We start from the raw sequence: 12,203 nt of genomic DNA, 5'->3' as shown, positions 1-12,203 counted from the left end.
CAATTACTGAAAGCGGCGGCGGGCGTTGGCTTCGCGTGCGGCGCGAGCCGTTTCAACGGAGACCACGCGGCGTCCTACTGGCCAAAGCGCAATAGCGGCAATTTTAAAGTTGGCGATCCCGACAGGGATACCAATGATGGTCAGGCACTGGGCGATACCGCTGAAGATATGCATCAGGCACAGCCACCAGCCAAAGAACATGAACCACAAAATATTCAAAATAGTGCCGCCCGCGTTCAGTAAGCTGTTTTTTGCTTCAGGTTCCAGTTCATCAACATGAATAGCTTCATTACCGTAGGGGAAAAGCGATAACCTGGTGATTTCCCAACATGAACGGGTCAGCGGTAACGTGAAAATCAAAACAATACTGACCAGCGTCGCCAGTAGCCAACCGAGCGTGGTGGCGAACCCGCCAAGAACAAAGTTTAAAATATTCAGAATGGTACGCATAAACCCTCTGGTTAACCCTATGGATAATAAGACCCGACAATTGTAACGTTTTTTTGCGCTGGAGCACCTGCTCGCGGGCGGTTAAACTTAAAAACATTCAAACTGATTGAAATTTGGCGATATATGGAACTTAAAGCGACAACATTGGGCAAACGCATGGCGCAGCATCCTTATGATCGGGTGCAGTTGCTGAATGCCGGGGTTAAAGTCTCCGGCGATCGTCATGAGTATCTTATACCTTTCAATCAGTTATTGTCAGTTCAATGTAAGCGTGGCCTGGTGTGGGGCGAGCTGGAGTTCGCACTGCCTGAAAGCAAAGTTGTGCGTTTGCATGGTACCGAGTGGGCTGAGACGCAACATTTCTATCATCATCTCAATAATCTCTGGCAGCAGTGGAGCGCGGAGATGAGTGAAATTGCCGCGCAATTACTGCGCCAACAGTTAAGTGAAATTGAACGCGCCAGCGCCGAAGGTAAGTGGCTGACCCGCCAGCAGGTCGCCGATGTTCAGGCGAAGATACGCCGCGCCTTAACCGGACTACCTTTCCCTGAGAGCCGTCTGGATGAATTTGATAACTGCCGCGAACTGTGGCGCCAGTGTCAATGCTGGCTTAGCGATATCGACGAGGCTCGCCTGGCACATAATCAAGCCTATACCGAAGCCATGCTGGAACAGTATCGCGCTTTCTTCGATAAGGTCGAGTCTTCACCGCTCAACCCGGCGCAGGCGCGGGCGGTGGTTAACGGCGAGCGTTCGTTGCTGGTGCTTGCCGGCGCCGGTAGCGGAAAAACCTCGGTGCTGGTCGCCCGTGCAGGGTGGTTGTTAAATCGCGGCGAGGCGGCAGCCGATCAGATCCTGCTCCTGGCGTTTGGCCGTCAGGCTGCTCAGGAAATGGATGAACGTATTCAGGAGCGATTGGGAACCGACGAGATTGCTGCGCGGACCTTTCATTCACTGGCGTTACATATTATTCAGCAGGGTAGTAAGAAGGTTCCGGCGATCAGTAAGCTGGAAAACGATACCGCCGCCCGGCAAAAGCTTTTGTTGAAGGCCTGGCAGCAGCAGTGTCAGGAGAAAAAAGCGCAGGCTAAAGGCTGGCGTCAGTGGTTGATGGATGAGATGGAGTGGCAGATTGACGAAGGCGATTTCTGGCAGGATCGCGCGCTGCTGCGTCGCCTGGCTGGCCGTCTTGACCGCTGGGTTAGTTTGATGCGTATGCATGGCGGCTCGCAGGCGGAGATGATCGCCAGCGCGCCTGAAGAAGTACGCGACCTCTTTAATAAGCGTGTGAAACTGATGGCCCCGCTACTGAAAGCCTGGAAAACGGCGTTGAAAGAGGAGAATGCCGTTGATTTCTCCGGGCTTATTCACCAGGCCGTTAACATACTGGATAAAGGCCGTTTTGTGAGCCCCTGGAAACATATTCTGGTGGATGAATTTCAGGATATCTCTCCACAGCGCGCTGAATTGCTGGCGGCGCTGCGCCGGCAAAATAAACAGACCACGTTATTTGCGGTGGGTGACGACTGGCAGGCTATCTATCGCTTTAGCGGCGCGCAGCTCTCTTTAACCACGGCATTTAACCACTACTTTGGCGAAGGGGACTGTTGCGCGCTGGATACCACCTATCGATTTAATGGTCGTATCGGCGAAATCGCCAACGGTTTTATTCAGCAAAACCCGCATCAGTTGGCTAAACCGCTGAATAGTCTGACCGCTGGCGATAAGAAAGCGGTGACCCTGCTGCCCGACGATAAACTCGACGATCTGCTCGACAAGTTGAGCGGCTACGTTAAACCGCAACAGCGGATTTTGCTGCTGGCGCGCTATCACCATCTGAAACCCGCCGCGCTGGAAAAAGCCGCGACCCGCTGGCCGCATCTGCAGCTAGATTTTATGACAATTCATGCCAGCAAAGGCCAGCAGGCTGACTTTGTTATTGTGTTGGGCTTGCAGGAGGGTGATGACGCCTTCCCGGCGCCGGCAAGAGAGTCGGTGATGGAACAGGCATTGCTCCCACAGCCGGAAGATTTCCCTGATGCTGAAGAGCGTAGGCTACTGTATGTGGCGATAACCCGCGCCCGCCTGCGGGTCTGGCTGCTGTTCAATAAAGAACGACCATCGCCGTTTGTTGAGGTTTTGCAGGAGTTGGGCGTGCCGGTGGCGCGAAAGCCCTGATCATCGGCGGCCGTATGGCCGCCGTGGGAATTACTTCAGGCGCTCGGCAAGGTAACGCTGGTAATCAGGGATGAGAATATCGATAGGCTGGTTGAAATCCGGCGACTGAATAATAAAGTCAGCGGTGGCGGCATTCGTGGCAACCGGGATATTCCATACCGTCGCCAGACGCAGGAGCGCTTTGACGTCAGGATCGTGGGGCACCGCATTCAGCGGATCCCAGAAGAAGATCAGCACATCAATTTTCCCTTCAGAAATCAGCGCGCCCACCTGCTGGTCGCCGCCCATCGGGCCGCTCAGCATCGCTTTCACTTCCAGCCCGGTGGCGCGTGAGACCAGGTTGCCGGTGGTCCCGGTTGCATAGAGCTGGTGCTGAGCCAGTAGCGCCTGGTGACGTTCGACCCATTTCATCAGCAGATCTTTGCAGTGATCGTGTGCTACCAGCGCGATATGTTTGCGTGCGGGCAAGGTGCGTGTTGTCAGTTCCATAATGGGGTTCCACTTATATTAACTTGCAGACAGATTACTGGAAGTGACTGATGCTGCAAGCGTTGGGGAGAAAATTTTTGCTGTATCTGTGAGTTAGTCTGGATGGCTGCTTTACCCGTATTAGCTTACACTAGGGCTAAAGAGCAGGAGGATTATGATGAAAGAGAACGATATTGCCGGCATTCTAACCGCGACGCGGACGATTGCGCTGGTAGGCGCCAGCGACAAGCCCGATCGCCCGAGCTATCGGGTAATGAGATATCTGTTGGAACAGGGCTATCATGTCATTCCTGTTTCGCCCAAGGTGGCGGGCAAAACGCTGCTCGGTCAACAAGGCTATGCCACCCTGGCGGAGGTACCTGAAAAGGTCGATATGGTCGATGTGTTCCGCAATTCCGAAGCGGCGTGGGGCGTGGCGCAAGAGGCCGTCGCCATCGGAGCGAAGACGTTGTGGATGCAGCTTGGCGTTATTAATGAACAGGCAGCGGTTATGGCGCGTGAAGCGGGGTTAAATGTGGTCATGGACCGCTGCCCTGCGATTGAAATTCCGCGGCTTGGGCTAGCGAAGTAAAATAAAAAACCCCGTGTTAACGGGGTTTTTAACAAAGCATCGGGAACAAAGGCCAGTCAGTTCCGCAGCCGCGGCGCCTGCAGCTGTTTACGGATAGTCTGCGCCAGTTCGTCCATCGATGGCTGTTCGGGATGCTCATCGCTGGCTTCACTACTGAGCTGCGCTTCCGCGAGGTAGGTGTGGACCGGCTGGCCGTCCTCATCTTCCATCACAACATGATACCAGGGGGCCGCGCGCAGTTCATCGTTGGCGCCGATTTCATCCGCGGCGGGCTCGTCAAGCGAATACTCTGGATCGATATCAACGATTACGCCAAGGTAGCCGAGTAGCGTATGGCGAACCTGTTGGCCGATACCGAATTTGCTGGCAATCATAGTCACCTCCCGGGAAACGCTGGCGCCCACTGTATCCATCATCTTCAAATGTTCTTGAGTCATGAGAATAACGTGTGGGCGATGTTCCGCTTTTCAAGTTACATGACGCGACAGGCAAACCCTTTCAGATACAGTCCTTCCGGGTAGGTTGCGATCACCGGGTGATCGGCAGCCTGACGGAACTGCTCTATAAATTGTACATCACGCCCGGCGTCTATTGCGGCATCGGCGATGATTTTCTGAAATAAATCGGTGGTCATCAGGCCGGAACAGGAGAAAGTCAACAGCACGCCGCCGGGGTTCAACAGCTGGATCGCCAGCATGTTGATGTCTTTATAGCCGCGGCAGGCGCCCATCAGTTGGCTTTTGTTTTCGACGAATTTTGGCGGATCCATGACGATGACATCGAATTTTTCCCCCTGATCGCGATATTTACGCAGCAGTTTGAATACGTCATCGCGCACGAATTCGGCTTTGGACAGATCCAGCTTATTGAGCTCAACGTTCTGCCGGGCGACGTCCAGCGCTTCCTGTGAAGTATCAACGCTGGTGACCTGACGGCAGCCGCCCATCAGCGCAGAAACCGCGAATCCACCGGTATAAGAGAAGCAGTTGAGGACGCGCTTATCGGCGACGTAGCGGCGGGTCGCCAGACGGCTATCGCGCTGATCGAGATAGTAGCCGGTTTTATGGCCACCCTGGATATCTACCAGCAACTGCATACCGTGCTCGGTAATGGGCAGCAGCGCCGGTGGCAGTTCGCCTACCACCGGGCCCTGCGCCAGATCCAACCCTTCTTTTTTACGCACCGCCACATCGCTGCGATCGTAAATAGAGCATTGCGGGAACAGGGTCTGCAGGGCGCTGACAATGGCCGCACGCTGATATTCGGCGCCGGCGCTCAACAACTGCAGGACGAAGAAATCGCCAAAGCGATCGATCGTTACGCCAGGCAGGCCGTCGGATTCCCCGGCGATTAAACGATAGCTGTCAAGACCATCGCGCTCTGCCAGCCATTGGCGCCAGGTTTGCGCCTGCTGCAGGCGACGCTCGAAAAAAGCATTATCGATAGCTTCATGACGATCGAAACTCCAGACACGGGCGCGGATCTGCGAGGAGGGCGAATAGGCGCCGCGAGCGAGCCATTTCCCTTGGGAATCAACGATATCAATCGTCTCGCCGGAACGAGCTTTACCTTCCATCCGGGCGACGGCGCCGGAGAAAATCCATGGATGGCGACGCAGCAGGGATTTCTCGCGTCCTTTGGCTAATACTAAGCGTGGGATAATGGAATCTGTCATGGGGCTACCTTTAAGCGACGGAGCGTCGGCACCGAAAAATGGCGCGTAGATTAGCATAACTGGCTGGGGCAAGCACCATTCCTGCCGCCGCCGGGCGGATGTTTTAGCGTCAGGCAAAAGTGAGTATGCTGGAGAGAATTTGCTATTCTCTGCAACAGGATAGCGTAGTAGAGGGGGTAATATGGCGAAGGTATGCACGATGGCATGGGTTCACGGAGTCGTTCAGGGCGTGGGATTCCGCTATTCAACGCAGCGTGAAGCGCTGCAGCTGGGGCTTACAGGTTATGCGCGAAATCTGGATGATGGCAGCGTGGAAGTGCTGGCCTGTGGGGAGGCGGAGCAGGTGGAGAAACTGATTGCCTGGCTTAAGGCCGGCGGGCCGCGTAGCGCAAGGGTCGACAGGGTATTAACCGAGCCCCATCAACCCACCAGAGAGTGGCAAAAATTCGCTATTCTCTATTAAATGCATTTTACGGGCTTCGGCAGACCGGCGATTTTAGTCGCCTGTTTAGCCGGGCCTTTGGGGAATAATCGATACAGGTAGCGGCTGTTGCCTTTCTCTTCACCGAATTTATTCGCCATTGCTTTGACCAGCATACGGATGGCTGGCGAAGTGTTGAACTCCAGATAAAAATCGCGCACGAAGCGCACCACTTCCCAGTGTTCGACGGACAGGGTGATCCCTTCCTGAGCGGCGATAACTTCCGCCATCGCTTCACTCCACTGAGTCGTTTCTTTCAGATAGCCTTCGCTATCGGTCTCTATTTCACTGCCTTCAAAGATAAACATGATTTTTCACATAATGCGGAAACTGCGCGCAGTGTAGCAAAAAATAAGGCCCCGCATAAGCAAGGCCTGGTGTTGCAGGAGAGAAGGTTAGTCTCTGCTGGCGAAGCCGAGGATGCTCAGCAGGCTGACGAAGATATTGTACAGCGAAACATACAGGCTAACGGTGGCGCGAATGTAGTTGGTCTCGCCGCCGCGGATGATGTTACTGGTTTCAAACAAAATCGCGCCGGAAGAGATAAGGATGAACACCGCGCTGATGGCCAGGTGCAGAGCCGGCAGCTGCAGGAAGATGTTCGCCACCATACCAATCAGGACGACCACCACGCCCGCCATCAGCATGCCGCCGAGGAAAGACATGTCTTTGCGCGTCGTTAATACGTAAGCCGAGCAGCAGAAGAAGACCAGCGCGGTGCCGCCCAGCGCCAGACCGATCAAATCGCCCATGCCTGCGGACAGGTAAGCGTTCAGCATTGGCCCCAGGATGTAGCCGAGGAAGCCGGTAAAGGCGAAGGCCGCCAGAATACCGCTTGGTTTATTAGCCAGTTTGTAGGTCAGGAACATCAGACCATACATGCCCACCAGGGTGAGGATGAGCCCCGGAGACGGCAGCATCAGCACGGTGCTGGCGGTGGCGGTGATCGCCGAAAACGCCAGCGTCAGGCTGAGCAGAAAATAGGTGTTACGCAGAACTTTGTGCGTGCTGAGCAGCGATGAACGGTCACGCGATGAGGTAATTATACGATCCATGAGTCACTCTCTTATGACAGATGTAATTAGTTATGAAGCATAAGAAAAGCGAGCCGAAAGCCATAATGCTTTTACCCATCTTTACTCAGATCCCGGTGGCGGTGGGGTAGCGTTTTATTCTGGTAAAATAGATTAAGACAGTATGTTTATGCGTTCAACGACGGAAAGCAGATCTGAATCTTATAGGTCACTGAAAAATATTGCCTTAATGCCAGCCAGCGACTAAGTGTGGAAGGGGTATCAACGAAGCATAAAGGCAAGGGAAATGAAACGAAAACAATATAACCACATCACACACGCATTATTGGTCCTGGGTTTACTCGGCAGCGCGGCCACGGCAATGGCCGCCCAGGTCCCGCAGGGTACCGAACTTGCAGCAAAACAGGATCTCGTCAGGAACAACGGTAATGAACCCGCTTCGCTCGACCCGCATAAGGTCGAAAGCGACGTCGAGTTTAATATCATCAGCGATCTGTTCGAAGGGTTGGTGAACGTTTCACCGCAGGGTGAGATTCAGCCGCGGCTGGCGCTGAAGTGGGAGAATAAAGATAACCTCGTCTGGACTTTCCATCTGCGTCCTGGCATCACCTGGTCCGATGGGACAGCGATTACCGCGCAGGATATCGTCTGGAGCTGGCAGCGGCTGGTCACGCCGACCACCGCTTCGCCGTACGCCAGCTATCCGGGTAATATGCATATCGTTAACGCCCGCGATATTTCGGAGGGGAAACAGTCGCCGGAAACTCTCGGCGTAAAAGCGCTGGACGATACCACGCTGCAGATCACGTTGGATCAGCCTAACGCCGCCTTCCTCGCAATGCTTGCTCACCCGTCGCTGGTGCCTATTGATAAGGTGCTGGTGGAGCGCTTTGGTGACAAATGGACTAAACCGGAACATATCGTCACCAGCGGCCCTTATACGCTTTCGAAGTGGGTCGTCAACGAGCGCATCGTGGCGCAACGCAACCCTAAGTACTGGGATAATGAACATACGGTAATTAATAAAGTGACCTATCTGCCGATTACCTCCGAAGCGGCGGATGTGAATCGTTATAAAGCCGGTGAGATAGATATTGTTTATACGGTGCCGGTGAACCAGTTTGCGTTACTCAAGAAAACGATGGGCTCGCAGCTGAATGTTTCTCCGCAGCTGGCGACCTACTATTACGAACTCAATACCACTAAACCGCCCTTTAATGACCCCAGAGTGCGCCGGGCGCTCAACATGGGGCTGGATAAAGATATCATCGCCGATAAGGTGATGGGGCAGGGACAGCGTCCGGCATGGCTAATTAGCCAGCCCGATATTGGCGGCGTCACGCTGAAACAACCGGATTACGCCAGCTGGCCGCGCGACAAACGCATTGCCGAGGCAAAAAAACTGCTTAACGAGGCGGGCTTTAACGAAAGTCATCCTTTAGTCTTTAACCTGCTTTATAACACCTCGGAGACGCACCAGCGCATTGCCATCGCCGCCAGTTCAATGTGGAAGAAAAATCTCGGCGTAGAGGCGAAGCTGCAGAACCAGGAGTGGAAGACGATGCTGGATACCATGCATACGCATAATTTTGATGCCGTGCGTTATGCCTGGATCGCCGATTATGACGATGCGGCGTCATTCCTGAATAACTTCCGCACCGGCGATAGCGAAAACACCAGCCAATACAGTAACCCGGCCTATGATAAAGCGCTGCATGATGCGGCGAAGGCGGCGGATACCGCCGCGCGAGGCAAATTCTATCAGCAAGCGGAGGATCTGTTGGCTGAGGATGTGCCCGCGATTCCTGTTTATCACTATGTGCGTACCCATTTAGTGAAGCCGTGGGTCGGCGGGTTCGAGCCGGATAAGCTGGGCTATTACTACACCAAAGATATGTACATCATAAAACATTGAGTCAAAGGGCGTTCTTAACGCCGAATTTCTGCGCAAACTGCCTGAAATTCAGACGAATAACGCAGATTTGTTTGTTTTTAAGGCAGTTGAACAAAATGATGCTTTACAGCATCGGCAGAGGTGTTTATAGTGCGCCCCATACCGGAAGCGTGGCCGAGCGGTTGAAGGCACCGGTCTTGAAAACCGGCGACCCGAAAGGGTTCTAGAGTTCGAATCTCTACGCTTCCGCCAAATTAAACAAGGGGTTACCGAAAGGTAGCCCCTTGTTGCTTTGGGCTGTTGGTATAGTGTTGGTATATTCACTTGGTCTATTTTCACTTGCCGGTTGCTTTTTTTGTTAAATTTTTTGGCTTTAGGCTAGCGCAGCTAGGGTTAGTTGGCAGCGTACCTACCTGTCTTTTTTGGCTACTCGTCCTCACCGTTTTATACGTGTTTTATTGCATCAAAAACAATCTTGCGCTAACAAACATCGAGGAAAAGGAGAAGCATATGAATAAAAATCTACATATCATGGTTTTATCATTTTTTGACACAGTATCAACCGCTATCATGGGGCTAGTGGTCAACTCAGTCAGCGGTGCAACCCCGCTAACCTAAAGCCAAAATTTGCATTCCCCATGTCAGTGGGATTGAGTTTCTTTGCATTACGTTACTTTTTAATCTTCCTTATCTAATGGTGGGACGTCTAAAGTCGGTGATAGCTTCACTATCCTATCGTAAGTTACTACCTGGCTTTCTGTTTTGTGTCCACTAAACATCTGCTTCTCTTTGCTACTACCTTCATAGACTGAAATTGCTTTGGCTTTAATATCGTGGAACGTACCCGGAACAGGGCGACCCAGTTTCACCGCGGCTTGCTTTTTCGCATTATTCCACCATGTATTGAATGTTTTTTTATTCATCCGCCCATACATGCGCAACGGTGAGAGGGTGAACGACGATCGCCTGCAGCTGGATAACAACGTAATCATGATGGACTCGCTGGCAGCGGTAAAGGTGCTGATTAAGCGAGTAGACGAACTGGAGGAGAAATTATCTGCATTAGAAATCCAGTAATCGTGTTTATTTGTCCAGACCCCAACTGACAATTTGTGCATGCAGAATGCAATCAAATCTGACAGTCCGCTTTGAGCGAGGAGCGGACGTTGGCAGTGACCATAAATCACAGCAGCCAAAAATGACGGTTAGTTAAGCAGTGGGGATTCCTTTCGCATTCAGCCGGTTGCTATAAACTGATCTGGTCAGCTTTATAAGGACTATGCAATCTCACGGTCATTTAACTAAGGTAACTCAGAATGCCAATTTCTATTAAAACGACGAAAAATACCCGCACAGGCATCAGGGGGGTACAACGATATGGAGCAATGTATCGCTGGCGTGTTGATGCTACTCGATTTAGAAGTCTTACAGGACAAGACCCAACACCGCCATTCATTGCCTGTCTTAATAAGAGTAAATCCGGGTGTGTAGACTCTGTTCGTTTTCATACGATTGAGGATGCTGGTGATGACCTTTGCCGGTTCTTAAAAGCTATGACTGGGGTCTCATTCGAGTATCAATGACCTTTGCATCGACCCGTTGAACTCACAGTGGAGGAGCAGACATTGCTAACAGCGTATGTGAAACACGGGGGAGCAGATTAATAGAACATAGGGGGTAAAATCTGTACTAAAATCACTCTAAATCAAGCAGTGGTGTTTTATCCGTATGAGGATAAATGATGAGAACAATCGTTGCTTTTGTCTGCCTGACATCTGTTTCCTGCACCTCGCCTTACCCTAATGCTATTCCTGAGATGAATTACGTCAGTTCATTAGATTGCAGTAATAAAAAAACGGCTTCTCAATGCATAAACACAGCTAAAAATGATTATGAAAAAATGGCTACTGAAGTTAAAAGATATGAAATGCAATTACGAGAAAAAGAACAGCAACTAGCCACGCAAAAATATCTTCTAAGTGATACCAGTGCCGCTGGTGCTGTGACATCAGTGATTGCGGCTGCGAGTGGAGCACTGACCACGGCACTTTATGCCGGTGGAACTTCTGTGGTAGGTGGTGCCGCAAGCCAGCGATATAATTATGATATTCAACTTCTGAATTATCGCTCTACCCGGAAAAAATTAAACTGTATATATCGCTCCATGATGGATATAACATCCGACCAAATGGATATTGCAATAAGTACCGACCCCAATCCTTCAGTAAGTGGGCTGATACAACCATATTTAAACAGTGTAATGTCTGATCTGGAGTTTGAACTCCAGTCGGAGCAGGCCGCCGTCAGTCTGGTTGCACCCGATGTCACAGAGATTGCTGAGACCTTAAATCAGCAAAAGGCGGCGCAGAGTAGCTTAATGTCTTTTTCGGCCGCCGATAAAAATTCAGCAATAGCTCTCGCTGAGCTTATCCGTACCAACATAAAAATGTGTAAAGCAACGCCTGCCACTGCGCCGGTAGTTGCATATCAGGTAACCAAACCGGCAGGCGGAAATAGTGCTCAAAGTAAAGGTGATGGAAAATGAGGAATATCAATATGATAAATAGTATCCAGAACTTTAAAATTGCAAGGCTTACTTGGCGCACATTTCTGTCGCTGGGAGGGGGAGCGCTCGTCAGTTCCTGTATGCAACCTGCACAAATTATCAATCAGGAATATCGCATACTGACACCTGATTTTCAGGACACTTTTGATATCCCGCCTCCCCCCGACAGTTCGACCGGGAGAAAAATAAAGCTATGGTCGACTAACTTTTATACCACGCAACCCGTCGAGGATAAAAACGGCGTCCCATTCCGGGATAAAGATGGTATCCCGATATCGGATAATGTCAGTAAGCGTAGCTGGTGCCTGGGTGCTCAGGAAGGTTCTGTCAAAACAACATTTCATGGGGAGGAAATCAGGCTCACGCATGCAGGAGTATTTAAGAAAAAACCTCCTTATTATATCGACTGTGATGTGGAATATGAAACCCATACTCATGATCTGTCTGCCTATGGGTTAAGTTATCATGTAAAAACCAACGCACCGTTTGGCTTAGGAATTAACAATTACTTTTTGGTTCCGTACCGGACTATGGCTGTAAAGGTTAATGATAATTCAGGTTTAAAATTAAAGGCAGGAGACGTACTTTATATTAATGATGTGACTAACAACATGATCACAGATCCCTACACTGGCAGGAAATTCAAGCATGACGGATATTTCTTTGTCGGAGATGTTGGTGGAAAAGTTAAAGATATCCATGCTGACACCTTTTGTGGTTTCCAAAAAAATTGCCTTCCTCCGTTTACAAGCAGTGATGACGATCATCATTATATGTTTACAGCCGTGGTTATCACTGACCCCGCAATCAAAGAAAAACTGCTACGAATGCACTTAAAATCCAGCTACAGGTAGTTGCGGGTATA

At 51.2% G+C, this 12,203-nt stretch carries 14 protein-coding genes and 1 tRNA gene; 8 read left to right on the top strand and 7 right to left on the bottom strand.

The window, feature by feature from the left end; all coding sequences use genetic code 11:
• Window positions 1-3 precede the first annotated feature (3 nt).
• Window positions 4-450: a YccF domain-containing protein gene (locus tag ABLV78_RS16795; RefSeq protein ID WP_045395640.1), complete on the bottom strand. Its 447-nt coding sequence runs from the start codon at window positions 448-450 to the stop codon at window positions 4-6.
• 123 nt (window positions 451-573) lie between these two features.
• Here ABLV78_RS16795 and helD point away from each other — a divergent pair, with 123 nt between their 5' ends.
• On the top strand, window positions 574-2,628 hold the full coding sequence (gene helD, locus ABLV78_RS16790) for a DNA helicase IV (RefSeq protein WP_047045647.1): 2,055 nt from the start codon (window positions 574-576) through the stop codon (window positions 2,626-2,628).
• Window positions 2,629-2,658: 30 nt separating this feature from the next.
• Here the strand turns inward: helD and mgsA are convergent, their stop codons facing one another.
• Entirely contained in the window at window positions 2,659-3,117 is a 459-nt protein-coding gene (mgsA, locus tag ABLV78_RS16785) for a methylglyoxal synthase (RefSeq protein WP_047045649.1), read from the bottom strand.
• A gap of 157 nt (window positions 3,118-3,274) precedes the next feature.
• On the opposite strand from mgsA, the gene ABLV78_RS16780 reads away from it, so the two are divergent.
• Window positions 3,275-3,688, top strand: a complete 414-nt coding sequence (locus ABLV78_RS16780; protein WP_032714178.1) for a CoA-binding protein — start codon at window positions 3,275-3,277, stop codon at window positions 3,686-3,688.
• 56 nt (window positions 3,689-3,744) lie between these two features.
• Here the strand turns inward: ABLV78_RS16780 and hspQ are convergent, their stop codons facing one another.
• Both hspQ and rlmI read right to left on the bottom strand, forming a co-directional pair.
• Entirely contained in the window at window positions 3,745-4,062 is a 318-nt protein-coding gene (gene hspQ / locus ABLV78_RS16775) for a heat shock protein HspQ (protein WP_015367415.1), read from the bottom strand.
• 98 nt (window positions 4,063-4,160) lie between these two features.
• Complete coding sequence (gene rlmI / locus ABLV78_RS16770; RefSeq protein ID WP_015367414.1) at window positions 4,161-5,363, bottom strand: 23S rRNA (cytosine(1962)-C(5))-methyltransferase RlmI; 1,203 nt, start codon at window positions 5,361-5,363, stop codon at window positions 4,161-4,163.
• 181 nt (window positions 5,364-5,544) lie between these two features.
• On the opposite strand from rlmI, the gene yccX reads away from it, so the two are divergent.
• Window positions 5,545-5,826, top strand: coding sequence for an acylphosphatase (gene yccX, locus ABLV78_RS16765; protein ID WP_015704915.1), 282 nt, complete (start codon window positions 5,545-5,547; stop codon window positions 5,824-5,826).
• Here yccX and tusE read toward each other — a convergent pair.
• Together tusE and yccA are read right to left on the bottom strand one after the other, a co-directional pair.
• Complete coding sequence (tusE, locus tag ABLV78_RS16760) at window positions 5,823-6,152, bottom strand: sulfurtransferase TusE (RefSeq protein WP_045360166.1); 330 nt, start codon at window positions 6,150-6,152, stop codon at window positions 5,823-5,825. The two genes, yccX and tusE, sit on opposite strands and share 4 nt — an antisense overlap.
• An 87-nt stretch (window positions 6,153-6,239) precedes the next feature.
• Window positions 6,240-6,899 carry an FtsH protease modulator YccA gene (gene yccA / locus ABLV78_RS16755; protein WP_015704916.1) on the bottom strand — a complete coding sequence of 220 codons (660 nt, stop codon included), beginning with the start codon at window positions 6,897-6,899 and terminating at the stop codon, window positions 6,240-6,242.
• A 265-nt stretch (window positions 6,900-7,164) separates the two neighbouring features.
• On the opposite strand from yccA, the gene ABLV78_RS16750 reads away from it, so the two are divergent.
• Window positions 7,165-8,793 carry an ABC transporter substrate-binding protein gene (locus tag ABLV78_RS16750; RefSeq protein ID WP_047045655.1) on the top strand — a complete coding sequence of 543 codons (1,629 nt, stop codon included), beginning with the start codon at window positions 7,165-7,167 and terminating at the stop codon, window positions 8,791-8,793.
• Window positions 8,794-8,936: 143 nt separating this feature from the next.
• A tRNA-Ser gene (locus tag ABLV78_RS16745) sits at window positions 8,937-9,024 on the top strand.
• Between the two features lie 425 nt (window positions 9,025-9,449).
• Here the strand turns inward: ABLV78_RS16745 and ABLV78_RS16740 are convergent.
• Entirely contained in the window at window positions 9,450-9,695 is a 246-nt protein-coding gene (locus ABLV78_RS16740) for a site-specific integrase (protein ID WP_080941167.1), read from the bottom strand.
• Window positions 9,696-9,723: 28 nt separating this feature from the next.
• Here ABLV78_RS16740 and ABLV78_RS16735 point away from each other — a divergent pair, with 28 nt between their 5' ends.
• The 3 genes from ABLV78_RS16735 to ABLV78_RS16725 all read left to right on the top strand — a co-directional run bounded on the left by ABLV78_RS16735 (window position 9,724) and on the right by ABLV78_RS16725 (window position 12,192).
• Window positions 9,724-9,849 carry a hypothetical protein gene (locus tag ABLV78_RS16735; RefSeq protein ID WP_259678439.1) on the top strand — a complete coding sequence of 42 codons (126 nt, stop codon included), beginning with the start codon at window positions 9,724-9,726 and terminating at the stop codon, window positions 9,847-9,849.
• 661 nt (window positions 9,850-10,510) lie between these two features.
• Entirely contained in the window at window positions 10,511-11,317 is an 807-nt protein-coding gene (locus ABLV78_RS16730; RefSeq protein ID WP_130942411.1) for a hypothetical protein, read from the top strand.
• A gap of 11 nt (window positions 11,318-11,328) precedes the next feature.
• Window positions 11,329-12,192: an RlpA-like double-psi beta-barrel domain-containing protein gene (locus ABLV78_RS16725; RefSeq protein ID WP_130945907.1), complete on the top strand. Its 864-nt coding sequence runs from the start codon at window positions 11,329-11,331 to the stop codon at window positions 12,190-12,192.
• Window positions 12,193-12,203: the final 11 nt, after the last annotated feature.

The organism is Klebsiella sp. CN_Kp075, assembly GCF_040065055.2.
GTDB lineage: Bacteria > Pseudomonadota > Gammaproteobacteria > Enterobacterales > Enterobacteriaceae > Klebsiella > Klebsiella aerogenes.
The sequence above is the reverse complement of the archived record's forward strand: the minus strand, read 5'-3'. Positions and strand labels throughout refer to the sequence as shown.

Coding starts and splice junctions, on each gene's coding strand:
- hspQ (WP_015367415.1), bottom strand. CDS start 4,062: ATGATTGCCAGCAAATTCGGTATCGGCCAACAGGTTCGCCATACGCTA.
- yccX (WP_015704915.1), top strand. CDS start 5,545: ATGGCGAAGGTATGCACGATGGCATGGGTTCACGGAGTCGTTCAGGGC.
- mgsA (WP_047045649.1), bottom strand. CDS start 3,117: ATGGAACTGACAACACGCACCTTGCCCGCACGCAAACATATCGCGCTG.
- ABLV78_RS16750 (WP_047045655.1), top strand. CDS start 7,165: ATGAAACGAAAACAATATAACCACATCACACACGCATTATTGGTCCTG.
- ABLV78_RS16725 (WP_130945907.1), top strand. CDS start 11,329: ATGATAAATAGTATCCAGAACTTTAAAATTGCAAGGCTTACTTGGCGC.
- ABLV78_RS16795 (WP_045395640.1), bottom strand. CDS start 450: ATGCGTACCATTCTGAATATTTTAAACTTTGTTCTTGGCGGGTTCGCC.
- ABLV78_RS16740 (WP_080941167.1), bottom strand. CDS start 9,695: ATGAATAAAAAAACATTCAATACATGGTGGAATAATGCGAAAAAGCAA.
- ABLV78_RS16730 (WP_130942411.1), top strand. CDS start 10,511: ATGATGAGAACAATCGTTGCTTTTGTCTGCCTGACATCTGTTTCCTGC.
- yccA (WP_015704916.1), bottom strand. CDS start 6,899: ATGGATCGTATAATTACCTCATCGCGTGACCGTTCATCGCTGCTCAGC.
- tusE (WP_045360166.1), bottom strand. CDS start 6,152: ATGTTTATCTTTGAAGGCAGTGAAATAGAGACCGATAGCGAAGGCTAT.
- ABLV78_RS16780 (WP_032714178.1), top strand. CDS start 3,275: ATGAAAGAGAACGATATTGCCGGCATTCTAACCGCGACGCGGACGATT.
- rlmI (WP_015367414.1), bottom strand. CDS start 5,363: ATGACAGATTCCATTATCCCACGCTTAGTATTAGCCAAAGGACGCGAG.
- helD (WP_047045647.1), top strand. CDS start 574: ATGGAACTTAAAGCGACAACATTGGGCAAACGCATGGCGCAGCATCCT.